This window comes from Bauldia sp. (genome assembly GCF_020442045.1).
Classification (GTDB): domain Bacteria; phylum Pseudomonadota; class Alphaproteobacteria; order Rhizobiales; family Kaistiaceae; genus Bauldia.
Window position 1 is genome coordinate 1 of the sequence record NZ_JAGRLA010000034.1, and the last position, 24,677, is coordinate 24,677.

Annotated in this window: 23 protein-coding genes and 1 tRNA gene; 16 read left to right on the forward strand and 8 right to left on the reverse strand. The window is 64.7% G+C overall.

The features are described from left to right. The 5 genes from KDJ86_RS03900 to KDJ86_RS03920 form a co-directional block, all read left to right on the forward strand. Positions 1–560 (forward strand): calcium-binding protein (locus KDJ86_RS03900; RefSeq protein ID WP_521085252.1); only part of this gene is annotated, 560 nt, incomplete at its 5' end. Between the two features lie 171 nt (positions 561–731). Next, positions 732–1,478 (forward strand): calcium-binding protein, encoded by a 747-nt coding sequence (locus KDJ86_RS03905; RefSeq protein ID WP_291743189.1) that lies wholly within the window; start codon positions 732–734, stop codon positions 1,476–1,478. Between the two features lie 140 nt (positions 1,479–1,618). Continuing rightward, the gene (locus KDJ86_RS03910) at positions 1,619–3,010 is read left to right on the forward strand and encodes a M10 family metallopeptidase (RefSeq protein ID WP_291743191.1); all 1,392 of its coding nucleotides are present in this window, start codon (positions 1,619–1,621) and stop codon (positions 3,008–3,010) included. A 111-nt stretch (positions 3,011–3,121) separates the two neighbouring features. Next, complete coding sequence (locus tag KDJ86_RS03915; protein ID WP_291743193.1) at positions 3,122–4,597, forward strand: M10 family metallopeptidase; 1,476 nt, start codon at positions 3,122–3,124, stop codon at positions 4,595–4,597. Between the two features lie 200 nt (positions 4,598–4,797). After that, entirely contained in the window at positions 4,798–6,903 is a 2,106-nt protein-coding gene (locus KDJ86_RS03920; protein ID WP_291743195.1) for a sodium-translocating pyrophosphatase, read from the forward strand. Between the two features lie 70 nt (positions 6,904–6,973). Here KDJ86_RS03920 and KDJ86_RS03925 read toward each other — a convergent pair whose 3' ends face one another. Continuing rightward, on the reverse strand, positions 6,974–8,350 hold the full coding sequence (locus KDJ86_RS03925; protein WP_291743197.1) for a cytochrome P450: 1,377 nt from the start codon (positions 8,348–8,350) through the stop codon (positions 6,974–6,976). 55 nt (positions 8,351–8,405) lie between these two features. After that, complete coding sequence (locus KDJ86_RS03930) at positions 8,406–8,885, reverse strand: outer membrane protein assembly factor BamE (protein ID WP_291743199.1); 480 nt, start codon at positions 8,883–8,885, stop codon at positions 8,406–8,408. Here KDJ86_RS03930 and KDJ86_RS03935 point away from each other — a divergent pair. The 8 genes from KDJ86_RS03935 to KDJ86_RS03970 all read left to right on the forward strand — a co-directional run bounded on the left by KDJ86_RS03935 (position 8,878) and on the right by KDJ86_RS03970 (position 14,019). Next, positions 8,878–9,549, forward strand: coding sequence for a ubiquinol-cytochrome C chaperone family protein (locus KDJ86_RS03935; protein ID WP_291743201.1), 672 nt, complete (start codon positions 8,878–8,880; stop codon positions 9,547–9,549). The two genes, KDJ86_RS03930 and KDJ86_RS03935, sit on opposite strands and share 8 nt — an antisense overlap. Next, positions 9,515–10,057, forward strand: coding sequence for a YceD family protein (locus KDJ86_RS03940; RefSeq protein ID WP_291743203.1), 543 nt, complete (start codon positions 9,515–9,517; stop codon positions 10,055–10,057). The genes KDJ86_RS03935 and KDJ86_RS03940 overlap by 35 nt, the downstream gene beginning before the upstream one ends. A 140-nt stretch (positions 10,058–10,197) precedes the next feature. Beyond that, positions 10,198–11,268, forward strand: a complete 1,071-nt coding sequence (plsX, locus tag KDJ86_RS03945) for a phosphate acyltransferase PlsX (RefSeq protein ID WP_291743204.1) — start codon at positions 10,198–10,200, stop codon at positions 11,266–11,268. Beyond that, the gene (locus KDJ86_RS03950) at positions 11,265–12,242 is read left to right on the forward strand and encodes a beta-ketoacyl-ACP synthase III (protein WP_291743206.1); all 978 of its coding nucleotides are present in this window, start codon (positions 11,265–11,267) and stop codon (positions 12,240–12,242) included. Before plsX ends, KDJ86_RS03950 begins: the two co-directional genes overlap by 4 nt. Before the next feature lie 130 nt (positions 12,243–12,372). Continuing rightward, positions 12,373–12,705 carry an integration host factor subunit alpha gene (locus KDJ86_RS03955; protein WP_291743208.1) on the forward strand — a complete coding sequence of 111 codons (333 nt, stop codon included), beginning with the start codon at positions 12,373–12,375 and terminating at the stop codon, positions 12,703–12,705. A 27-nt stretch (positions 12,706–12,732) separates the two neighbouring features. Then, a complete protein-coding gene (locus KDJ86_RS03960) occupies positions 12,733–13,317 on the forward strand; it encodes a MerR family transcriptional regulator (RefSeq protein ID WP_291743211.1) in 585 nt (194 codons plus the stop codon). Positions 13,318–13,381: 64 nt separating this feature from the next. Beyond that, positions 13,382–13,458 (forward strand) — tRNA-Pro (locus tag KDJ86_RS03965). A 126-nt stretch (positions 13,459–13,584) separates the two neighbouring features. Then, positions 13,585–14,019, forward strand: coding sequence for a hypothetical protein (locus KDJ86_RS03970; RefSeq protein ID WP_291743214.1), 435 nt, complete (start codon positions 13,585–13,587; stop codon positions 14,017–14,019). Positions 14,020–14,142: 123 nt separating this feature from the next. On the opposite strand, the gene KDJ86_RS03975 is transcribed toward KDJ86_RS03970, so the two are convergent. Beyond that, on the reverse strand, positions 14,143–14,400 hold the full coding sequence (locus KDJ86_RS03975) for a cyclase (protein WP_291743216.1): 258 nt from the start codon (positions 14,398–14,400) through the stop codon (positions 14,143–14,145). A 175-nt stretch (positions 14,401–14,575) separates the two neighbouring features. Here KDJ86_RS03975 and KDJ86_RS03980 point away from each other — a divergent pair, with 175 nt between their 5' ends. Further along, positions 14,576–14,749 carry a Flp family type IVb pilin gene (locus KDJ86_RS03980; protein ID WP_291743219.1) on the forward strand — a complete coding sequence of 58 codons (174 nt, stop codon included), beginning with the start codon at positions 14,576–14,578 and terminating at the stop codon, positions 14,747–14,749. Positions 14,750–14,887: 138 nt separating this feature from the next. Here KDJ86_RS03980 and KDJ86_RS03985 read toward each other — a convergent pair whose 3' ends face one another. From KDJ86_RS03985 to KDJ86_RS04005, 5 genes are all read right to left on the reverse strand, one after another. Further along, positions 14,888–16,795: a propionyl-CoA synthetase gene (locus KDJ86_RS03985; RefSeq protein ID WP_291743220.1), complete on the reverse strand. Its 1,908-nt coding sequence runs from the start codon at positions 16,793–16,795 to the stop codon at positions 14,888–14,890. A gap of 104 nt (positions 16,796–16,899) precedes the next feature. Next, positions 16,900–19,668 carry a sensor histidine kinase gene (locus tag KDJ86_RS03990; protein WP_291743223.1) on the reverse strand — a complete coding sequence of 923 codons (2,769 nt, stop codon included), beginning with the start codon at positions 19,666–19,668 and terminating at the stop codon, positions 16,900–16,902. A 3-nt stretch (positions 19,669–19,671) separates the two neighbouring features. Beyond that, positions 19,672–19,929, reverse strand: coding sequence for a hypothetical protein (locus KDJ86_RS03995; protein WP_291743226.1), 258 nt, complete (start codon positions 19,927–19,929; stop codon positions 19,672–19,674). Then, entirely contained in the window at positions 19,926–20,309 is a 384-nt protein-coding gene (locus tag KDJ86_RS04000) for a response regulator transcription factor (RefSeq protein ID WP_291743229.1), read from the reverse strand. The genes KDJ86_RS03995 and KDJ86_RS04000 overlap by 4 nt, the downstream gene beginning before the upstream one ends. A 75-nt stretch (positions 20,310–20,384) precedes the next feature. Beyond that, positions 20,385–21,938: a helix-turn-helix domain-containing protein gene (locus KDJ86_RS04005; RefSeq protein ID WP_291743231.1), complete on the reverse strand. Its 1,554-nt coding sequence runs from the start codon at positions 21,936–21,938 to the stop codon at positions 20,385–20,387. A 202-nt stretch (positions 21,939–22,140) separates the two neighbouring features. Here KDJ86_RS04005 and KDJ86_RS04010 point away from each other — a divergent pair, with 202 nt between their 5' ends. Next, positions 22,141–23,550, forward strand: coding sequence for a substrate-binding protein (locus KDJ86_RS04010; RefSeq protein WP_291743233.1), 1,410 nt, complete (start codon positions 22,141–22,143; stop codon positions 23,548–23,550). 110 nt (positions 23,551–23,660) lie between these two features. Further along, positions 23,661–24,677 (forward strand): branched-chain amino acid ABC transporter permease, encoded by a 1,017-nt coding sequence (locus KDJ86_RS04015; RefSeq protein ID WP_291743236.1) that lies wholly within the window; start codon positions 23,661–23,663, stop codon positions 24,675–24,677.

A 24,677-nucleotide genomic window follows, 5' to 3' on the forward strand; every position in this document is an offset into this window, starting at 1 on the left:
ACGACGACGTTCTCTACGGCTACAAGGGGCAGGACAAGATCAACGGCAATGACGGCGACGACGTCATCAACGGCGGCAAGGGCGCCGACAAGGTCAAGGGCGGCGTCGGCAACGACTCGATCCTCGGTTCCGGCGGCTCGGACGCCATCAAGGGTAACAACGGCGACGACACCATCGGCGGCGGCGGCGGCAGCGACACCATCAATGGTGGTGCCGGGAACGACACGCTGACCGGCAACAAGGGGTTCAATACCTTCGTCTTCGACTCCGCGCTCGACGAGGCGACCAACGTCGACACGATCACCGACTTCAAGCCGGGTGGCGATGCCATCGACCTGGCGCTCAAGGTCTTTTCCGGGCTTTCCAAGAAGGGCGTCCTGAAGGCGAAGGAATTCGCGATCGGCACCCACGCGACCGACGCCGACCAGCGGATCATCTACGACGACACGACCGGCGCCACCTACTACGACGCGGACGGAAACGGGGGCGACGCGCAGGTGCAGTTCGCGACGCTGAGCACCGGTCTCGCCATGTCGAATACCGACTTCTTCGTCGTCTGAACCGGGCTGGCATTCTCGCAGGCCGGGCCGAAGAGCCTCGCCGCCGGCGAGTCCGTCACGCGAGCGTCAGAGCCGGAAATCTGATTTTATGTCTGTCATGCCCTCGACTCGGGGACTGTCTCGGGGTTTTATCTCGGTAATCTTCGGTTAACGATTCAAAGGGAGTGAGTGATGGTCAAGTTTGTCGCCAAGGGCAAAATCAAGGCCGGTTCGTTCGACCAGCTCGACGCGATCCTGAACGGGGATATCTCAAATACCGGTCCGGGCGGCTTCAACGCCGAGAGCGGCAAATACGAAGTCAAGGTCGGTGGAACCGGCTTCACCTACCTGGCTGGTTTTCCGCTCACCGGCACCATCGAGCAGGTCAAGGTCTACTTCAAGAACGAACTGCTCTATAAAATCAATGGGATGAGCCTGACAATGACCCAGGCGCAGTCCTTCAAGTCGATCGACGATGCGCTCAAGGATATCTTCAAGGGCGACGACGTGCTCAAGGGATCGAAGGAAAACGACTACCTTCGGGGATTTGACGGCGACGACACCATCAAGGGACGCGCTGGCAAGGACAAGCTTCAGGGCGACAAGGGCGAGGACACCCTCAACGGCGGCAAGCACAAGGACACGTATCTCTTCAAGGACGGCCCCGGCAACGGCATGGACACGATCACCAACCTGCAGTCGGGCGAGAAGATGAAGTTCGACCATGACATGTATGCCGGGATCGGCTCCAAGGGGCACCTCGATGCGAGCCTCTACGTCGAGGACGGCAATTTCACCAACGGCCTGCAGCGGTTCAGCTACGATACGAGCACCAAGATCCTCTCCTACGATTCGGACGGCAACGGTGCCGGTGCCGCCCAGGCGGTCGCCTATATCGCCAAGGGCGATTTCGACGAAGGCCATCTCTTCGTGACCTGAAGCCGGGCCGTGCAGGAAAAAGCGTTACGTGCAGCAAGCGGCGCCATTCCGGCGCCGCTTTTTTGAGGGATCGCCAGTAGACGGACGGGTGACACCGTGGCTCCTGCCCGCCAGGGCGGCCGGCCGAGGGGATCGCTTTCATGTCAAGTCCGACCAGTCACAGTATCGGGGTCAAGTCTGTCGGCACCGCCGGCATCGACCAGTCGACCGCGGCGCTCATCGCCGGAACGAAATGGGACGACGGCGGTGGTCCGGCGGTAGCCCTGACCTACAGCTTCCCGTCCGGTACCGCCTATTTCAAGAACGGCTACGGCGACTATGCCTTTACCAGCAAGGACGGATTCAGCGGCGACGGCGAGTTCCATTCCTTCTATGCATTGACGACGACGGAGAAGGCCGGGATCGCAGCCGCGCTCGGCGCATGGGCCGCCGTGGCCAACGTGACATTCACGGAAGTCGCCGAGAGTTCCACCGTCGTCGGCGAGCTCCGCTTCGCCGTCACCGACGTTGCCAGCAAGAACGAAAGCGCGCACGCCTATTTCCCGTCATACGACCCGGTCGGCGGCGACGTGTGGTTCAAGAACGGCGAATGGCACACCTCACCGGGCAGTAATCTCAGGAAGGGAAGCTACGACTATCTGACGGCGATCCACGAGATCGGCCATGCACTCGGGCTGAAGCACCCGCACCAGGGGAGTCCGAAGCTGTCGGCTGCCAAGGACAATTATTCCTATACGGTGATGTCCTACAAGGCGCACAAGGGCGGCGACAACTACGCGGATTACTATCCGACGACGCCGATGTGGTTCGACATCCTTGCCATGCAGAAGCTCTATGGCAAGGCTTCGCACAATCCCGGGGACACCACCTATACCTACCACAGCAATCAGCAATACTGGGAAACGATCTGCGACACGGGTGGCAATGACACGATCGTCTCGGTCGGCAAGGCCGACGTTTCGATAAACCTTGCGATCGGCCATTGGAACAAGCTCGGCCGGAAGATCGATTTCGGCGACGGCTCAACCCGGGCCAAGGCGGTAATGATCGGTCCCGACACCGATATCGAGAACGCCACCGGCGGCAAGGGCGATGATCTGATCAAAGGCAACGGTCTGGGCAATACGCTGAAGGGAAGCGACGGTCGTGACGTCCTGAAAGGGAAGAACGGCAATGACAAGCTGTTCGGGGGAGACGACAGCGACAAGCTCAACGGCGGCAAGGGCCAGGACCAGTATGTCTTCAAGGAGAAGCCCGGCAACGGAGTCGACACGATCACGAAATTCCAGTCCGGCGAGACGATCGCCCTGGACAAGAACGCGTTCAGCGGGATTGGCGACGAGGGACCGCTGGCCTCCAAGTACTTCACCATGGGGGCCAAGGCGAAAGACGCCGATGACCACATCATCTACAAGAGAGGAAGCGGCGATATCTTTCACGACGCCGACGGCAGCGGGAAAGCGGGCAAGGAGCTCTTCGCGCATGTCAAGCCAGGCACCAGCCTCCATGCTGACGATTTCATGGTGATTTGAGCGCGTAACGGCGCGCCGCCGCGAACCGGCGGTGGTAAGGTTTCCTTTCCGGTTGGTTGCGAGAATCACTCGCGCCCGCCACACTCGCACGTCGCCGAACCCCGAGAAGCCATGATCGCCTCCGCGCTTGAATCCGGCCTCGATTGGGGAACGAAGCTCAACAACAATGACAGCTTCGTCTTCTACCATTTCTATGGATACGGCGAGACGACGCCGTTCGGCGAGGTGTCGTCCGGTTTTTCCGACTATGAGAAGACCCAGTTCGAAAAAGCCCTCGCCGTCTACAGCTCATACATAGACCTTCATTTTCACGAGGTCTCACAATCGGCACAGGCCGACTACAACCTGCTGACCTTCGCCGAATTCAGCTCGACGCTCGGCATGATGTACCCGCCCGGAGAGACCGAACGGGCGGGCTTCGGCTATTTCAACTATGCCGGGTCGGGGTGGGACTGGACGAATCCGGGCAACGGCGGCCTGGAGCAGGGCGGCTTCGGCTTCGTCACCATCATCCACGAGCTCGGCCATGGCTTCGGTCTCGCCCATCCGCACGACAAGGGCGGCGACTCGACCGTGTTTCCCGGAGTGTCGTCGGCATTCGACGATTACGGCGACTACGACCTTAACCAGGGCATCTACACGACGATGTCCTACAATGCCGGATGGCAGACCAACCCGGATGGGCTGCCACCCTCGCTGAGCTACGGCTACCAGGGCACGCCGATGGCTCTCGACATCGCCGTGCTGCAGGAGAAATACGGCGCGAACAACGCCTACAACACCGGCGACGATACCTATTATCTGCCGACTTCGAACGGGGTGGGGACGTTCTATTCCTGCATCTGGGATGCCGGCGGCACGGATGCGATCGTCTACGGCGGCGCCGCCCCGGCGCTGATCGACCTGCGGGCCGCGACGCTCAAGGTGGAGCCCGGCGGTGGCGGGTTCCTGTCCCATGCCGACGGTATCCACGGCGGGGTCACCATCGCCAATGGCGCCACGATCGAGAACGCGACCGGCGGCACCGGCGACGACTTCCTGCAGGGCAACGACGTCGGCAATGTCATCAAGGGGCATGGCGGCGATGACATCATCAATGGCGCCGATGGCCGGGACAAGCTGATCGGCCACGGCGGCGACGACGAGATCTCCGGCGGGCAGGGGCGTGACGGGCTGATCGGCGGACGGGGCGCGGACTCGCTGATCGGGGATTCGGGGCGCGATACGCTGAACGGCCGGAACGGCGCCGACGACCTGACCGGTGGCGGCGGACGCGACCGGTTCGAGTTCTCGTCGAAGCTGAGATCGGGCAACGTCGATACCGTCAACGACTTCGCGCCGGGCAAGGACACGTTCCTGCTCTCGAAACACGCCTTCAAGGGGATTGGTGGCAAGGGCAAGCTCGACAAGGATGCTTTCGTTACCGGCAGCAAGGCAAAGGACGGTGCCGACCGCATTATCTACGACAAGGACACCGGAGCGGTCGGCTTCGACAAGGATGGAGAGGGCGGCAACGGCATCAAGACATTCGCCGTCGTCGAAGCCGGTCTGGACCTGAAACACGACGATTTCGTCGTCGTCGCCTGAAGCAAAGCCGACACGCAAACACCGAACCAAATTCGCGGGCCTGCCAGCCGACGTGAGGCTTGACGGCTGCCATGTGAAAGGCCATACCCTCGCCCGGCGTTTTACTGGCCGTGGGGGACGGTCAGGCCGATTCCCATGTAAACCGAGAGTCGCTGCCCGTCTTCCGAGGGAAGGCGTCTTACCGACGAAGAGGAACACTCGTGCTCTACATCATCATTCTCTGCGGTCTCCTCGCTATTGCCTACGCGATATGGGCGATCCAGTCGGTGCTTGCTGCCGATGCCGGCTCCGCCCGGATGCAGGAGATCGCATCGGCGATCCAGGAGGGCGCGACCGCCTATCTCCGGCGCCAGTACACGACCATCGCCATCGTCGGCGTTGTGGTGTTCATCATCGTCGCCTGGCTGCTTTCGATTCCGGTGGCGATCGGCTTCCTGGTCGGCGCGGTGCTTTCCGGCACGGCCGGCTTCATCGGTATGATGGTGTCGGTACGCGCCAACGTCCGCACGGCGCAGGCGGCGAGCCAGAGCCTCGGCGCCGGCCTCGGCATCGCCTTCCGTTCCGGTGCGATCACCGGGCTTCTCGTCGCGGGCCTGGCTCTCCTCGGCGTCTCCGTCTACTACGTCGTGCTTACCGAATTCATCGGCCTCCAGCCCGGCGACCGGGTTGTGATTGATGCACTTGTGGCGCTTGGCTTCGGTGCGTCGCTGATCTCGATCTTCGCCCGTCTCGGCGGCGGCATCTTCACCAAGGGCGCCGATGTCGGCGGCGACCTGGTCGGCAAGGTCGAGGCTGGCATTCCCGAGGACGATCCGCGTAATCCCGCGACGATTGCCGACAATGTCGGCGACAATGTCGGCGACTGCGCCGGCATGGCGGCCGACCTGTTCGAGACCTATGCGGTCACCGTGGTCGCGACCATGGTGCTTGCATCGATCTTCTTCGTCGGAACGGACGCCGCAACCTCGGCGATGATGTATCCGCTGGCGATCGGCGCGGCCTGCGTGGTCACCTCGATCATCGGCACCTTCTTCGTCCGGCTCGGCGCCAACAACTCGATCATGGGGGCGCTCTACAAGGGCTTCATCGCCACGGCGATCCTCTCGCTGATCGTGCTTTATCCGGTGACGATGGTCGTCTTCGGCGACATGTCGGCTCCGATCGGAGGGCAGGCCTTCACGCCGCTCGACCTCTATCTCTGCGGCATCGCCGGCCTCGTGGTCACGGGCCTGATCATCTGGATCACCGAGTATTATACGGGCACCAACTTCCGCCCGGTGCAGTCGATCGCACGGGCTTCGGTGACCGGTCATGGCACCAACGTCATCCAGGGCCTGGCGGTGTCGCTCGAATCCACGGCGCTGCCGGCGATCGTGATCATCGCGGGCATCCTGGTGACCTATTCGCTGGCGGGCCTGTTCGGCATCGCCATCGCGGTCACCACCATGCTGGCGCTGGCCGGCGTGGTCGTCGCGCTCGACGCCTTCGGCCCGGTCACCGACAATGCCGGGGGCATCGCCGAAATGGCCGGCCTTCCGGACGAGGTGCGCAAGTCGACGGACGCGCTCGACGCGGTCGGCAACACGACCAAGGCCGTCACCAAGGGCTACGCGATCGGCTCGGCCGGCCTCGGCGCGCTGGTGCTGTTCGCCGCCTATACCTCCGACCTCCGGCATTTCGCCGAGGACCCGACGTCCTTCCCCTATTTCGCGGGTGTCGACGTCAACTTCTCCCTGGCCAATCCGTATGTCGTGGTCGGCCTCCTGTTCGGCGGTCTCCTGCCGTACCTGTTCGGTGGCATGGGGATGACCGCCGTCGGTCGCGCCGGTGGCGCGATCGTCGAGGAGGTCCGCCGTCAGTTCAAGGCCAAACCCGGCATCATGCAGGGGACCGAGAAGCCGGATTACGGGGCGGCGGTCGACCTGCTGACCAAGGCGGCGATCAAGGAGATGATCATCCCGTCGCTGCTGCCGGTGCTCTCGCCGATCGTGATCTTCTTCGTGATCAACTGGATCGGCGGGACCTCGGCGGCGTTCTCGGCGCTCGGCGCGATGCTGCTCGGCGTAATCGTCACCGGCCTCTTCGTCGCCATCTCGATGACGGCGGGCGGCGGCGCCTGGGACAACGCCAAGAAGTATATCGAGGACGGCAACTACGGCGGCAAGGGCTCGGAAGCCCACAAGGCCGCCGTCACTGGTGACACCGTCGGCGATCCCTACAAGGACACCGCCGGACCCGCGGTCAACCCGATGATCAAGATCACCAATATCGTGGCGCTCCTGCTCCTCGCTGTGCTCGCCCACTAGGGACCCGCGCGGGAACGACAACGGTGAATCAAGGAAGGGTCCGCCGGCATCGGCGGGCCCTTCCGCGCGTTCAGCGCAGGGAAACGCGCATCGGCATTCCGTCGCGCGGGACGAGAACGATCCGCGAAACGGGTACCGCATCCTCTTCGCCCACGTACTGGAAATCCGCCGCGCGGATCAGGGTGGCGAGAACCACCGTCGCCTCGATCGTGGCGAATGCGGCGCCGATGCAGACCCTCGGACCAGCTCCGAAGGGCATGAACTGGCAGCGCGGGTAGGCATGTCCCGGAGCGAAGCGGGACGGGTCGAACGTGTCGGGCTCGTCCCACAACAGCCGGTGACGATGGATCACATATACCGGAATGACGATCAGCGTTCGGGCGGCGACCGGCAAGCCGGCGAGTTCGGTATCCTCGGCGGCAATGCGGGTGATCGTCGGCACCGGCGGGAAGAGCCGCATGGCCTCGTCGACGAACTGGCGGGTGAGTGCGAGGCGCGCGACGTCCTCCGCCGCGATCGGGCGATCGCCGGCGACTTCCGCGACCTCGGCGCGGAGCCGCTCCGCCCAATCCGGGGCACGGGTCACCAGATAGAGCGCCCAGGTCAGGGCCCGCGACGTGGTGTCGTGGCCTGCGAGAAGGAAGGTCAGCAGGTTGTCGACGAGCTGTTCGTCGCTCAACCCGCGCCCGGTCTCCGGATCCGTCGCAGCGAGGAGGCGGCTGAACAGGTCGTCCTGCGGCGACGCCGATTGGCGTCGCGCGTCGATCATGCCCGCGACCAGGCTCCTGAGCTCGGCAGTCTGACGGCGCAGCGCCCGCTTGCCGGGATGAGGCATCCAGCGGGGCAGGTTCAATGCGCCGCTGGCGATCGCCCATGGCATTCCCGCGCCGAAGGCCGCGGCGCCCTGCTCGATGGTGGCGGTGACCTCGGCGTGGTCGCTCGGGAGGATCGTATGGGCGATGACGTGGTAGGTGGCGCTCACCATGTCCCGGTCGACGGCATGGATCTCATCCGGCGGTGCATCGCGCCAGCGGGCGAGGGCGGACTCGGCGCCGGCAACCATCGCCGGAACGAAGTGAAGGATGTCGGAATGGCGGAAGAGGCCGGCCACAGTCCGCCGCTGCCATCGCCAGTCCTCGCCGCCGGCGGTGAGGATGCCGTTGCCGGTGAGCGGCGACAGGATGCGCTTCTGGAGTGGGTCCTTGGGGAAACGGTGGTGCCGATCGAGCAGCACCTCGCCGGCAAGGTCCGGAGCGCAGACATAGACGACACCTCTGGGCCGGGTCGGGACGACGATGGGCTCCTCGTAGGCCGCGGCGGGGATCGAGAGCAGGGGATTCTTCGCGAGAAGGAAGAACTGGCGGACGCGGCCGACCGGCGCTCCGAGCGGCGGGACCCGGGTCAGGCGAAGCGTTACGGAAACGGATTCCTGGACTGCTGCCCGCATCTCGACATTGTCCCGGAGCGACCCTCCCGCGGAGGTGGAAAACGTCAGCTACAGGTCACGAACCGGAGCGACCGCCGATGACGCCGCCGAGCACCTGACTGACGAAGCTCTCGTCCTTGCTCGCCGTCGGCGTCGTGCGGGAGACGAAGTCGAAAACCTTGCCGTCCTTCAGGCCGTAGTCGGCAATCCGGGTCACTTCGTCCTTGTTGTTGAAATAGACGGCGAGGACCCGCTGATCGACCACCCTCTCGGGCATGAAGGCGACGCTCTGGCGACGCGTCTGACTGATGTAGTAGTAGGTCTCGCCACCGAAATTCGCCGTTGTCGATGGTGAACCGAGCGCGATCAGGACCTGGTCCTTGCTCGACCCCACCGGGACCTGTTCGAGCGCAATATCGGAGGCGACATAGCCATGCTGCGTCGTGCTGCTGATTCCGCCGACGCATCCCGTCACCCCGGCAGCCGCGCAAAGGCCGAGCACCAGGGTCACGCGCTGGCGCAGCTTCCGAGTCATGATATGCAAACCGTTGCTCATTCCGGCATTTTCCCTAGCCTACGCGCCCGCGGCTTGCAACAGAATCGCACCGCCCGTTGCCCGAGGAGACCATGACATGATCGGCCGATTTTTCAGGCGCGGAGGCGGTGACCCGGCCATACCAGCCGCGCTTTACGGCGCGATCGTGGCGCAGGCCCGCAATCCGGTGCTGTTCAGCGACATCGGGATCGCCGACACGGTCGACGGACGTTTCGAGTCGGTTGTCCTGCATTGCGTGCTGCTGCTGCGGCGGTTCGGCCGGGGCGACGAGGAGATGCGGTCGACGGGACAAGCGGTTTTCGACCTGTTCTGCACCGAAATGGACCGTTCCCTGCGTGAAATGGGGGTTGGCGATCTTGCTGTGCCGAAGCGGATGCGGAAGATCGGGGAGGTCTTCTACGGACGGTCGGCGGCATTCGATTCGGCCCTTGCGAACGAAGACGCGGACGCACTCGCGGCCTCCCTTGAACGGAACATCCCTGCCGCCGAGGGGCGGCAACTGGCGGTCGCGGCGCTTGCCTCCTATATGCTAGCGTCGGACGCGGCACTGGCGTCGGCATCCAAGCGGGAGCTGATGAAGGGCGAGGCGCCGTTTGCCGATCCCGCCGCCTTTCTTCAGGACGGAAAAGATGAAGGAAAACAAGCTGCCGGCGAAGGCGATTGACGTCGATTCGATCCCCGCTGCCGGGCATTTCGTCAGGATCGAGGCCGACGCCGGTGCGCGGGCGGCGATCGCGGCCGAATACGGGCTGGTCGGCGTGAATTCGTTCGTAGCCGACCTGGAGGTCCGTCGCCAGGCGAATGGCATCGTCGTGGTGGAGGGGCAGGTTCGCGCCGAAATCGTGCAGAATTGCGTGGTCAGCCTGGAGCCTGTCGCGCAAATGATCGACGAGCCGATCCTCATCCGCTACGTGTCCGCCGACGATGCCGCGGCGCCGAAGCCGGCGCGGCCGGGCGCGGAGATACAGGTCGATCCTGACGCCGATCCGCCGGATGTCCTGAGCGGCCGGATGATCGACCTCGCCTCGGTTGCACTGGAGCATATGGCGCTCGCCATCGACCCTTACCCGCGGGCGCCCGGGGCCGAACTCCCGCCCGGATCCGAAGAATCGCAGGAGGAAGGCCGGGAATCGCCGTTTTCGGTGCTGGCCAAGCTGGCGCGGACAAATTAGACGGACAACGGAAATTATCGTGAGAAGGCAAGGCCAAGCCTTTGTCTCGTAGCTGCAAGCAGGTATGTTTGCCGTCCCGCCGTGAGCTGCCCGTCCGGCGAGGCGCGCTTGGCGCGGGGGCATTTTCGGACGTTGGTTGAATGGCGGCAGAGGTAATCGTTTCGCTTGACGCCATGGGCGGAGACGCGGGCGCGAATCTGGTCATCCCCGGTGCGGCGGAGGCGTTGACCCGTCGCCCCGACATCCGGTTCCGCCTGTACGGAGACCAGGACGTCGTCCTGCCGATCCTCGACCGCTATCCCAAGGTTCGCGACGCCTCTGAATTCGAGCATTGCGACGTCGCGGTGCGCATGGACGACAAACCGAGCCAGGCGCTGCGACAGGGCCGGCGTCGATCGAGCATGTGGCGAGCGATCGAGGCGGTGAAGAAGGGCGAGGCGGATTTCGCGGTATCGGCCGGCAATACCGGTGCCCTGACCGCGATGGCCAAATTCTGCCTGAAGACGGCCGCGGATATCGACCGTCCCGCGATCGCCGCCCTATGGCCGACGCTGCGCGGTGAAAGCGTCGTCCTCGACGTCGGCGGGACGATCGGGGCGGATGCCCCGCAGCTTTTCGGCTTCGCGGTAATGGGCGGTGCGATGGCACGGGCGCTCTTCGACCTGCGGCGGCCGACGGTCGGTCTCCTCAACATCGGTGTCGAGGAAGTGAAGGGGCTCGAGCAGATTCGCGAGGCAGGGCAGTTGCTGCGCGAAGCCGACCTTCCGAATATCGCATATGCGGGCTTCGTCGAGGGCGATGATATCGGCAAGGGGACCGTCGACGTGGTGGTCACCGAGGGCTTTGCGGGCAATATCGCCCTGAAGACCGCCGAGGGAACGGCCAAGCAGATCGCCAATTACCTGCGCTCGGCCATGAGCCGCACGCTGGTCGCGCGGATCGGCTATGTCTTCGCGCGCCATGCCTTCGACCGGCTGAAGGACAAGATGGACCCGAGGCGCGGCAACGGCGGGGTGTTTCTCGGCCTGAACGGCATCGTCATCAAGAGCCACGGGGGAACGGACCCGCAAGGCTTTGCAACGGCCGTCGAACTTGGCTACAGCATGGTTCGCAATCGGCTCCTCGAAAAAATCAACAGCGATCTCAGCGTGTATCACCAGTCCCATGATCCAGCCCCTGCCGGCGAGGTCGCGGAAGCGGGTGCCGCGTGAGCGCGATCCGCTCGATCATACTGGGCTGCGGCGGTTATCTGCCCGAGCGGGTGATGACCAACGCGGAGTTGTCGCAAATGGTCGACACCTCCGACGAATGGATCACGCAGCGGACCGGGATCCGGCAGCGCCACATCGCAGCGGATGGCGAACTGACCTCGGATATGGGCACGCGCGCCGCAAGGGCGGCGCTTGAAGCGGCGCACCTGACGCCGGCCGATATCGACCTGATCGTCATGGCGACGGCAACGCCGGACAACACCTTTCCCGCGTCCGCGGTGACGGTCCAGAAAGCGCTCGGGATGCATCACGGGGCGGCTTTCGACGTTCAGGCGGTCTGCTCCGGTTTCCTGTATGCCCTGACGACGACCGATGCGCTGATCCGTTCCGGCCAGGCGCGACGGGCGCTGGTGATCGGGGCCGAGACCTTTTCCCGAATCCTCGACTGGACCGATCGCAGCACCTGCGTGCTGTTCGGAGACGGTGCCGGGGCGGTCGTGCTTGGCGGCGAGCCGCAGCCGGGCTGGCGTACCGATCGGGGCGTGCTCAGCGCGCATCTGCGGTCGGACGGGCGATTCAAGGAGAAGCTCTTCGTCGACGGCGGGCCGTCGTCGACGCAGACGGTCGGCCACCTGCGGATGGAGGGCCGCGACGTCTTCAAGCACGCGGTCACGATGATCTCGGACGTGATCTACGACGCGTTCGAGGCAACGGGATTCAGCGCCGCGGACATCGACTGGTTCGTGCCGCATCAGGCGAACATCCGGATCATCGATGCAACCGCGAAGAAACTCGGCCTTCCGATCGAAAAGGTGATCCGCACCGTCGATCGCCACGGCAACACCTCCGCGGCCTCGATCCCGCTGGCGCTTTGGGAGGCGAGCCTCGACGGGCGGATCAAGAGGGGCGATCTCCTTCTCCTGGAATCGATGGGCGGCGGCTTCACCTGGGGTGCGGTTCTGCTGAGATGGTGAAGCCGCGCCGGTCGATCTTGTTGCAAGATCAGTTGATTCCGGCGTGGCGAGGCAATACGGTGAATGGTGATTTCCAGCGACCGAGAAATTTCTTCTCGAAGCGGCACCTTCCAAACGGGGCGTGGAGGCCATGGGCGGCAAAACGGTGACGCGTGCCGACCTTTGCGAGGCGGTATATCGGAAAGTGGGCCTTTCGCGAACCGAGTCGGCGCAACTCGTTGAGGTTGTGCTTGACGAGATCAGCGATTGCATCATCCGTGGCGAACCGGTGAAGCTCTCCTCCTTTGGTTCTTTCATCGTCCGGAGCAAGAGCGAGCGCGTTGGCCGCAATCCGAAGACCGGTGAGGAAGTGCCGATCTCGCCGCGGCGGGTGATGGTGTTCAAGCCGAGCAATGTCCTGAAGGACAAGATCAACAGCGCCCTCATCGACGGAGGGCAGGGGACCAACCCGGGCGACGACTAGCAGGCCCCGAAAGCGCGAGGATGACGGGTGGCGAAGAGTCCCGACGCATTCCGCACGATCAGCGAAGTCGCTGACGATCTCGACCTGCCGCAGCATGTGCTTCGGTTCTGGGAGACGCGGTTTTCCCAGATCAAGCCGATGAAGCGCGGTGGCGGCCGGCGCTATTACCGTCCGGACGATATCGACCTGCTGCGCGGAATCCGCTTTCTCCTCTACGGCGAGGGCTACACGATCCGTGGCGTGCAGCGCATCCTCAAGGAGCAGGGCGCGCGCTTCGTGATTGCCGCCGGTCGCGGCGAATTCGAGGGCGAGGGCCTTGCGGATACGGCGGCTGCCGCCGTCGCGCAGCGCGAGGAGCAGCCCCGCCGCGGCGGGCGAAGCGAGCCGGAGCGGGTCGAGCCGACCTTTGCGGGATCGGCGCGACCCCCGGCGCAGCGTGAACATCCCCGCGCGGCCGAGCGGCCGGTCGAGCCGGAACCGGCGCCCCAGCCGCGACAGCGCGCCCCGGCGGAGACCGCGGCTACCGGACTCTCGCCGCAGGACGTAAAAATGCTCGAAGCGACGCTCGCCGAGCTCCTCGAATGCAAGCGGCTGCTCGATCAGGCCGGATAAACCGGTCCCGAAGCGGAAAAAGCGTCTTCAATCCTGCGAAAGATCATCTATAGTCCGGCCCGGCCGGAGCGTGGCGCAGTCTGGTAGCGCACTTGACTGGGGGTCAAGGGGTCGTAGGTTCAAATCCTATCGCTCCGACCATTTGCCGCTGCGGTATCCCGACAAAAAATTGCGTGCCTGAGCATCGCCCGAGTCCAGGTGGCGAGGAAGAGGTCGTCGATGAGGTCATTTCCGAGAGCAGTCGCAGTCCTCGTGGGACTAGCAGCCATGGCTTCTTTCACCGTCCCTGGCACGGCGAATCCACAGAGGGTTGTCGATGACTCCGGGGCCCGCAGGTTTCTGTTCACGATGACCGCGGGCTCGGGTTCATTCGCGGAAGGCAGGCTTTCGCTCGCCGGGGTCCCGCTTGTCGTTTACTTCACCGACAGACCCTACAGGCAAGCGGGGCACATGAGCCTCCAGGATTTCATGAGTCTGTGGCAAGGGGATGCCGAAGACCTCGGCAATGATCCGCCTAACGCCGAGCTTGCCATCTACGATGCCGGTAGTGACGCTCAGTCGGTGTTGATTATCGATGAGCCGGAGATGAGCGAGGGATCCATATCGTTCCGGGTCAAGCTCCTGGACGAGACGATTCCCGCAACCTTCGGTCAGGCGACCCTGTTCATTGATGCATTTCCCTGCGCGGTGAACGGTTGTTGACATCGCGAGGGCGCCCGCCTTTCGCGATACCGTCCGGGGTTCGGCCGAGGCGCGAGAGATAGCGGCGGCTTGCCGCCCGATTTCGGGTAGTTTCGCGCCGGGGCGCGAGACCTTTCCCGGACCTCAGACTTTCGTCGTGATCCAGATGGTCGGGGCGCCGACCACGCCGGCTGCCTCCGTCGCCTGTTTCAAATCAGGGCTGCTCGCAAGCGCCTTCGCTGCCTCGACGGTCGCGAAGTCGTGCGTCACGGTCACGTCGTTCGGATCATCGGCCGACTGGCAGACGGCCTCGGCGGTGACGCCACCGGCGGCTTGCGTCGGGCCGGTATTGTCGTAGCTCCCTTTCCATTTCGCGAAGTCGGAGACCGTGTGCCTAACCAACAGGGTGGCCCTTGCAGTTCCTGCCGGTCGTTGTTTTTCGGCTATCGTGCCGGAGGAAGCCGCCTAACGTTTCGATCCGGTCGACGTGCGCAGTTTGTTAATCCGGAACTGGAAGGATCGGCGTCCAGTGATCGAGACGGGCTTGGATGAAGGTTCACCGGGAGGTGATGGTACGATGGAGAAGGTGGTTCGAACCTGTGCCAGAATGGCCAAGGACGAGGCCGGCTCGACTGCCATCGAATATGCCCTGATCGGCACGCTGGTCAGCGTCGCGATCATCGTCGGCGCCATTGCGCTCGGCGACCAGTTGGGCGTGATGTACTCGGACCTTGCCAGCAAGTTCAAGTGATACGCTCGGAACGCTCCATCAGTTTCGCCTGCCGGCTTGCTCCGCCGGCCGGAGCGGATGCTTGTGGCCGGAGCGCCAGCGGCCATTGCCGACTTCCGTATCGCGGGAGGCACTGGATGACCATGCTCGCCGGCACTTCTAGCCCGCCGTCTTCAGCCGGCGCCTGAGCGCTTCGGCAATTTCGTCGAGGACGGCCGGATCGTCGATCGTCGCCGGCATGCGATAGGATTCGCCGTCGGCGATCTTGTTCATCGTCCCTCGCAGGATCTTTCCCGATCGGGTCTTCGGCAAACGGGCGACGACGACGACGGTCTTCAGCGCCGCGACCGGACCGATCTGCTCGCGGACAAGCCCGACGACCTCTCTCTCGATTGTCGCGGGGTCGCCGTCGGTACCGGCCTTGAGCACCAGGAAGCCGAGCGGCACCTGTCCCTTGAGGCTGTCGGCGACGCCGATCACCGCGCATTCGGCGACATCGGGGTGGCTGGCGACGACCTCCTCCATGCCGCCGGTCGACAGGCGATGGCCGGCGACGTTGATGATGTCGTCGGTGCGGCCCATGATGAAGAGATAGCGGTCAGAGTCGATGTAGCCGGCATCGGCGGTCTGGTAGTAGCCCGGGAATTCGGCGAGGTAATTCGACTGGAAGCGCTCGTCGTTGTTCCACAACGTCGGGAAGGCGCCGGGCGGCAACGGGAGCTTGACGACGATGTTGCCGAGCTGGCCGCCCTCGACCGGATGGCCGGCATCGTCGAGGACCCGGATGTCATAGCCGGGCATCGCCACCGTCGGCGAACCGCGCTTCACCGGCAGCGTCTCCAGGCCGACGGGATTCGCACCGATCGCCCAGCCGGTCTCGGTCTGCCACCAGTGATCGATGACCGGGATGCCGAACTGCTCCTCGGCCCAGCGGATGGTCTCGGGGTCGGCCCGCTCGCCGGCGAGGAAGAGGGTGCGCATGCCGGAGAGGTCGTATTTGCGGATGAACCCGCCGTCCGGGTCTTCCTTCTTGATGGCGCGCAGGGCGGTCGGCGCGGTGAAGAGGGCGGCGACGTCGTGCTCCTCGACGACCCGCCAGAAGGCGCCGGCGTCCGGCGTCCCGACCGGCTTGCCTTCATAGAGGACGGTGGTGCAGCCGTGGAGCAGGGGGCCGTAGACGATGTAGGAGTGGCCGACGACCCAGCCGATATCCGACGCCGCCCAGAAGACCTCGCCAGGCTCGATCCCGTAGACATTGGTCATCGACCAGTCGAGGGCGACCATGTGCCCGCCGTTGTCGCGGACGATACCCTTGGGTTGTCCGGTGGTGCCCGACGTGTAGAGGATGTAGAGCGGATCGGTGGCATCGACCGGCACGCAATCGTGCGAATGACCGGCGTCGCGCGCCGCCGACATCAGCTCCGCATAGTCGAGGTCGCGGCCGGGCTCGAGGTCGGCGAGATGTTGCTCGCGCTGGACCACGATGATGCGATCAGGCTTGTGCTCCGCCTGGTCGATGGCGGCGGAGGCGAGCGGCAGGTAGGCGACGGTACGGCTCGGCTCGATACCGCAGGAGGCGGTGACGATGAGCCTCGGCGTGGCATCGTCGATGCGGCTGGCGAGTTCGTGAGCCGCGAAGCCGCCGAAGACCACCGAATGGATCGCGCCGAGCCGCGCGGTGGCGAGCATCGCGACCAGCGCCTCCGGTATCATCGGCATATAGATGATGACGCGATCGCCCTTGCCGACGCCCTGGTCGGACAGCACCGCGGCGAAGGTCGAGACCTCGTCGAGAAGCTCGAGATAGCTGATCCGGCGCTTCGTCCCGGTGACGGGGCTGTCGTAAATGATCGCCGCCTGATCGCCGCGTCCGGCGGCGACGTGCCTGTCGACCGCGTTGTAGCAGGTGTTGCAGAGCGCTCCGGGAAACCAGCGGCCGTAAACTCCCTTGTCGGGATTGAAGGCGGCGCGCCATGGCACGTCCCACTCGATTGCCGTCGCGGCTTCGGCCCAGAAGCCAATCGGATCCTCCTGCCACCGGGCATAGGCTTCAGCATATTTGCCCATAGCCGGACCTCCCTCCTGTTTCCGTCGTCGCGTATCGCGTCATCGATCTAGTCAAGATTCCGCCGCCCGGTCATTGATCCTGCTCAGAGATCTCGTGCATCGGTCTACTCGGCCGCCGCCTCCTGAAGCCGCGGGGCCCTCCGCGGCGCGTGACCGATCGAATCGAGATGGACGGAGAAACGGGCGCCGCGGGACGGCGGCGTGTCCGTCCAGATGCGTCCGCCGTGGTGTTCGACGATGTGGCGGGAGATGGTGAGGCCGAGACCGCTGCCGGAGGGGCGCCCGGTGTTGCGGTCCCGTGCCTTGGCGAATTTCTCGAAGATCAGCTCGCGATCCTGCGGGCCGACGCCTTCGCCGTTGTCCATGACCTCGACGCGGTAGCCACCGTCGTCGGGGCGACCGACGACCTCGACCCGGCCGTCCTCGGGCTCGGCGAATTTCGCGGCATTGGACAGGAGATTGATGAAGACCTGCATGAGCCGGTCGCGGTCGGCCAGCACGGGCGCCGCGGAGGGCAGGACAGCGACCTTGAGGTCGCATTGCCTTTCGCGAAAGAGCCCGCCGGTCGCGGCGACCGCATCCTCGAGGACGGCCGAGGGGTCGACTTCGGCCATGCGCCATTCGGCCTGGCCCTGTTCGAGGCGGGTGAGATCGAGGATCGTGTCGAGCAACCGGGTGAGGCGCTGGGTCTCGCTGGAAATGATGTCGAGGAAGCGGTCGGCCTGTTCCTCCGAAACGTCGTGATCGCTGAGGATCTCCGAATAGGTGCGGATCGAGGTCAGCGGAGTGCGCAGCTCGTGGCTGACCGTGGACAGGAAATCGTCCTTCAGGCGGTCGAGCTCCTTGAGCTGGGCATTGGCGCGGGTGAGTTCGAGGGCGGTTGCCTCGAGCTCGCGGGATTTCTGCTCCAGTTCGCGGCTGTGGGCGAGGACCTGATGGGTTTCCTCGAGGATAGCCACGACCTCGTCGAAGCCGAGAAGCTCGCCCTTGGCGATGGAGGCGACCATGCCACGCGCCGAAGCCGCCCCGACGCTGCCGGCGAGCAGGCGCTCGACGAAGGCGATCAGATCGGCATCCGCCTCGGGCATGTCGCCGATCCTTTGGTTGTGGGCGGCGGCATAGTCACGAAAGGCGCGATCGGCCCGCTCCGTGCCGATGAAGCGCTGGAGAAGGGCGTGGAGCTCTTCGACGGCGGCCGACCGGCGCCACACCTGGGCCTCGGCCGGCGGCCGGCGGAAGACATCGACGAAGATCGCCGCCTGGATCCGCTCGAGGGTATCCTGCTTCGAGAAGAGCGACACCAGGACGTAGGCCGCGATATTGATCGTCAGGCTCCAGAAGAGCGCATGGGTGAGGGGTTCCCACCCGTCGAGCCCGAACAGGGCTTCCGGGCGAAGCGCGCCGATTCCCCACGGGCCGGCATCGAGGATCGCGTTGCTGAACAGGCCGCTTCGGGCAAGCAACGGCACCAGCATGGTGTAGGCCCAGGTCAGGAAGCCGAGGACCAGGCCGGCCTGCGCGCCGGCGCGGGTGCCGTTTTTCCAGAACAGGGCGCCGATGATGGCGGGAAAGAACTGCGCGGCAACGGCGAAGGAGACGAGGCCGATCTGGGCGAGGGGACCGGATTCGCCGGTCAGCCGGTAATAGGCATAGCCGAGCAGCAGAACGACGAAGATGGCGACGCGGCGAATATAGAGAAGCGGGGTCGCGAGGTTGCCGCGATCCTCCAGCCGCAGCCACTTGATCCTGAGGAGGACCGGCATGACGAGGTCGTTGCAGATCATGGTCGAGAGGGCAATCGCCGCGACCACGACCATTGCCGTCGCCGACGAAAGACCGCCGATGAAGGCAAGCAGCGCGAGACCATCATGGCCCTGTGCCATCGGGACGGTCAGCACGTAGAAATCCGGGTTGGCGCCGGTCGGCAGCAACGTGACCCCGGCCGCCGCGATCGGCAGCACGAAGAGGCTCATCAGGAAGAGGTAGGTCGGAAACAGCCATGAAGCCGTCGACAGGTGCCGCTCGTCCACATTCTCGACGATGGTGATGTGAAACTGGCGCGGCAGGCAGACGATCGCGGCCATCGACAGGAAGGTCATGGTCAGAAAACGCGATGCACCATTCTCGGGAAACCGGGTCAGGCTCTCCCAGCCGGCGGAAGCGGCTGCCTGTCCGGCGCCTGGGAGGACGCTGCTGCCGAAGGCGAAAACCGCGAAGAAGCCGACTGCGAGGAAAGCCAGAAGCTTGACACAGGACTCGAAGGCGATGGCCGCGACCATGCCTTCGTGATGTTCGTTGGCGTCGATGTGACGCGTGCCGAAGAGGATGGCGAAAATCGCCATGCCGACGGCGGTGAGGAATGCCGCGTCGGTCAGCGTCACCGCCGGCGAGTCGGTCAGGGCGATGGCAAGGTCGGGCGAGGATTCGTAGCTGACGAGCACGGCGAAGCTGGTCGACACCGCCTTAAGCTGGAGCGCGATATACGGCATCGTGCCGAGCATGGCGATGACGGTGACGATCATGCCGAGGCTGGCGCTCTTGCCGTATCGGGAGGCGATGAAGTCGGCGATCGAGGTGATCCGTTGCGACTTGCTGATCCGTGCGATCTTGCGGAGGAGGAACCACCAGCCGAGAAAGATGATGGTCGGGCCGGTATAGATCGTCAGGAACTCGATGCCGCGCCGGGCGGCCGTGCCGACCGCGCCGTAGAAGGTCCACGACGTGCAATAGACCGCGAGCGAGAAGGTGTAGACGACCGGTGAGCGGATCAGGCTGCGACCGGCATCAGCGCGGCGATCGCCGTACCAGGCGATCGCGAATAGCAGGCCCAGATAGGCGAGGGCGACCGCGACGATGGTGGCGGTGTTCAGCATCCTTCAGGCGCCATTGCCGGGGGCAGCTTCATCGGTGCGGTCCCTCCCGCGCCCGGCCATATGCCTCGACAACAACCCTCCGGCGATGATCGCCGCGAGCCAGAGGCCGAAGCAGTAGATATGCAGCAGCGGGATGCCGAAGACGAAGACCGGCACGTCGAAGATGGTAACGATCGGAGGCGTCAGCAGGATCAGTGTCAGCGCCGGCAGGACGAAGGCCCGGTCGGTCAGCCTGGCCTCGGGTGGTGAGGCGGGGGTCACTCGACCGCTCCCCTGGCGATGAGCGCCTGGACGCGTTCGACGACGTCGCGATTGGAGAACGGCTTGGTCACATAATCGTCGACCCCGAGCTCCAGCGCCTTGCGCTTGTCCTTCTCGTGGCCCCTGGCGGTGAGCATGATGATGCGGGGAAGCGGATCGGTCCCGAGATTCTTCAACGCGGCAACGACTTCGAAGCCGTCGAAGCCGGGGAGCATGATGTCGAGGACGATGACATCCGGCTTGATCCGCCGCGCCGTCTCGACGGTCGAGGGGCCGTCGCGGGCGACAGTGACGTCCAGCCCGGCGCGCTGCATCAGAAATGTCAGCGCCTCGGCCAGATTGCGCTCGTCCTCGGCCACGAGAACAGAACCAGCTGCCACGGCTTCCCCACTTTCGGCGGCGTTTCACGCCGCCTTGTCATTTTATGCAGGGCGGATGGTAGCCTTGAAAACGCATCATGTCATGGGAGCCGCGCCCGGCACGGGGAGATGCTCGAAGGCCCGCTGCTCGCAGTCGTCCCGCGGGCACTGGCGGCAGGTGACGCCGACCGGGACGGCGTGGTCGAGGTTTTCGCGGTCGAGGCCGTCGGCGTAGACGAAGCGATCCGCGTTCGCGGCCGCGGCGCCGATCATGACGGCGTGGTGGCTGCCGAACAGCCCCGATCCCGGCGGCGGCGTGCAGGTCGAGGCGATGAACAGATAGACTTCATCGTCGGGCAGCCGGACGAATTGACTGACGATGCGACCGGGCGCGACAAAGGCGTGATGGACGATCCAGCGGGGACAGGCGCCGCCATATCGCGGCAGGCGAAGCCCCGAGGCGCTGAACCGCTTGGAGATATTGCCGGCGATGTCGGCGCGGAGAAAGTGAAGCGGCACGCCTTCCGCGCCCTGCCGCCGAAGCGTTGCGAGGCGATGGCAGACCTGCTCGAAGCCGGCATTGTAGCGGGCTCCGAGGCGCTGGATATCGTGGCGTGTCTCGGATGCCGCGGCAGCGAAGGGCGCATAGGGCATGAGAAGAGCGGCGGCGAAATAGTTGGCGAGCGCCCGCTTGAGGCGCTTCTCCGTCTCCGCTGACGAAACGTTCGCGCTGCCTGTCACCGCGTCAAGCTCGTCGGCGAATTCGAGCTCGCCGATCAGACGGGCAAGCCTGAAGCGGGCGCTGCCTTGACCAAGCGTGTCGGCGAGGAAGAAGCGCTTCCCCACAGTCTCGAACCGTTCGCCGGACGTCCCCTGGGTCGGGCCGCGCAGGACCGACACCCCGTGCCGATCCTTCAGATAGGCGGACAGGGAGGCCGCGTCGTCCGCGGGCACCACACCGCGTAGCCGCTCGGCCGCGGCCTCCAGGCGGGGAAAGTGGTTGGCGCGGTCCGATACAAAGTCCTCGATCTCCTCGCGCGGCGAGGGGCGCGGACGGCGGGCGCCGCGACCGCCAAGGAAGTCAAACAGATCGCCGGCCTGTGCAGCGAGGCGCTCGCTTTCGTCAACCAGCGTGTGGACGAAACGCCGACGTTCGTCGTCGCTGAGATCACCGTGATCCTTCAGGATTTCGGAATAGGACCGGATCGTCGTGATCAGCGCCAGGATCTGCTGGCTCGCCTCGGCCAAGAAGGATTCCTCTCCGAGCCGTTCGCCGATCAGGTCGGAGCGCATGCGCGCCTCGGAATAGGCGCGGAACAGGGCAAGGATGGCGCGGGCCGACTTCGGGCTCGAGGCGACGATGTCGCTGACCTCGCGCTGATCGAGGTCGATACCGTCGAGCGCCGAATCGGCTGCCACCTCGCCGAGCTCCGCGATCAGCCGCGCTTCCTCCGTTCCCGCCAATGCGCGACTGTCGAGATCGAGCTCCGCTGCGATGCGGTTGAGCAGGGTTCCGCCGATCGCCCGCTTGTTGTGTTCGATCAGGTTCAGGTAGCTCGGCGAGATTTCGACGCGCGCGGCAAGCGCCACCTGGGACAGCGCAACTTCCTGGCGACGCTTGCGAATCCTCTGGCCGATCGGTGCGCGCATGGCTGGTCGCGATCCCTGAAAATGTCACAATTTTACAGAGTTAGCAGTCACAATGCAATATTTTTACAAAATTCCTTAGAATAATCAATAGGTTGTTGACTGTTTGACACCATCCGTCGAGCATTGGGGCAATTGGGGAAAGAACAACAAGACGACGGGACGCCCCCACGCCCCAAGCTCATTGGAAACGCCGGAGGACCATATGACCGACCGCAAGTCGCGGCTCCATACGCCGCTATCCCGCCGCTCGATCCTCAAGGGATCGCTCGCCTCGACCACCGCGCTTGGCGCATTCGCGCTGACCGGCGGTGGGCCGCTCCACTTCGTTCGCAATGCCTGGGCGGAAGAACAGCCCATCGGCAACTTCCCGGCCAAGACCTCCGGGTCCAGCATCACGCTGGGTTTCAACGTCCCGCAAACCGGCGCCTATGCCGACGAGGGCGCGGACGAGCTGCGCGCCTATCAGCTCGCCGTGAAGCACCTCAACGGCGAGGGCGATGGCGGCATGCTCAACACCATGGCGCCGAAAGCGCTCAAGGGTAACGGCATTCTCGGCAAGAAGGTCGAGTTCGTCACCGGCGACACCCAGACCAAGTCGGACGCCGCGCGCGCATCGGCCAAGCGGATGATCGAGAAGGACGGCGCCATCATGGTGACCGGCGGATCGTCGTCCGGCGTCGCGGTCGCCGTGCAGTCGCTCTGCCAGGAGATGGGCATCATCTTCATGTGCGGCCTGACCCACTCCAACGACACCACCGGCAAGGATCGCCGGCGCTACGGCTTCCGCCACTTCTTCGATGCCTATATGTCCGGCGAGGCACTCGCGCCGGTGCTCGCCGAGCAATATGGCAAGGACCGCGTCGCCTATCACCTGACCGCCGACTATACCTGGGGCTGGACCCAGGAGGAGTCGATCAAGAACGCGACCGAAGCCCTCGGCTGGAAGACGGCGGCTGCCGTCCGGACTCCGCTCGGCGCTGGCGACTTCTCGCAGTATATCACGCCGGTGCTCAATTCCGGCGCCGACGTGCTGATCCTGAACCACTACGGCAAGGACATGGTCAACTCGCTGACCCAGGCCGTGCAGTTCGGGCTTCGCGACAAGCAGGCCAACGGCAAGAATTTCGAGGTCGTCGTACCGCTGTTCTCACGCCTGATGGCGCAGGGCGCGGGCGACGCGATCAAGGGCATTCTCGGTACCACCAACTGGCACTGGTCGCTGACCGACGATGGCAGCAAGGCCTTCGTCAAGTCGTTCGGCCAGGAATATGGCAATCCGCCGTCGCAGGCCGCACAGACCTGCTACGTGCAGACGCTGCTCTATGCCAACGCCGTCGAGACCGCCGGCACCTTCTATCCGCCGGAAGTCATCAAGACGCTTGAGGGATTCGAGTTCGACGGCATGGGCAACGGCCCGACCCTCTACCGCGCCGAGGACCACCAGTGCTTCAAGGACGTGCTGGTGGTGCGCGGGAAGGAGAACCCGTCCAACCAGTTCGACCTTCTCGAAATCGTGAAGATCGTGCCGCGGGCGGATGTCACCTACGATCCCAATATCCCGGCGTTCAATCCGGACGGCAACGCCGAACTCGGCCCGTATATCCCGGGCTGATCGAAGGGAAACCGATGTCGGCCGCGCACCGACGCGGCCGGCATCGCACCTGGCAATGCCGATCCGGTGGCGCGGACTTCCGCGGATCGGCGATCGCGTGAGTGAAAGACTTGGACGCGCTTGTTCTTCAGCTCCTGAACGGTCTCGACAAGGGCGGCGCCTACGCGCTGATCGCCCTCGGGCTGACGCTGGTCTTCGGCACGCTGGGGGTCGTCAACTTCGCGCATGGCGCGCTCTTCATGCTGGGGGCCTTCTGCGCGGTGGCCGTCCAGCAACTGCTGACGCTCTCGGCCCAGGTGAAGGACCCGTCGGTCACTTTTTTCGAAGCCTTCAAGGAAGTGCCGTATCTGGAGATATGGTTCGGCGATGCGGGGACGGCGATCATCGCCTGGTCGCTGCCGTTGTCGATCCTGATCGCCATACCGGTGATGCTGCTCATCGGCTGGGCGATGGAACGAGGCCTGATCCGGTTCTTCTACAAGCGCTCCCATGCCGAACAGATCCTCGTGACCTTCGGTCTGGCCATCGTCCTTCAGGAGATCATCCGCATCTGGTTCGGCGCCAATCCGATCCCGGTCGCGGCGCCGCCGATCGTCTCGGGCAGCGCCGATATCGGCGACTGGCTCGGTCTCGGTCCGGGCGTCGTCTATCCCTGGTGGCGGCTGATCTACTTCCTCTTCTCGGCGATCATCCTGGCCGCCGTCTTCGGTTTCCTGCAGTTCACCACCTACGGCATGGTGGTGCGCGCCGGAATGCGTGACCGCGATACCGTCGGGCTCCTCGGCATCAACATCCAGCGCCGCTTCACGGCGGTGTTCGGCATCGCCGCGGTCGTCGCCGGCCTCGCCGGGCTGATGTATACGCCGATCGTGCCGCCCAACTATTCGATTGGGATGGACTTCCTCGTGCTGTCCTTCGTCGTCGTGGTGGTCGGCGGGATGGGATCGCTCGGCGGCGCGGTGGTTGCCGGCTTCCTGCTCGGTATCCTCCAGTCATTCGCCTCGATGAACGAGGTCAAGGCGATCTTCCCCGGCATCGACCAGATCATCATCTACCTGGTCGCGGTCATCATCCTTCTGGTCCGTCCGCGCGGCCTCATGGGACGTGCCGGCGTCATGGAGTCGTGA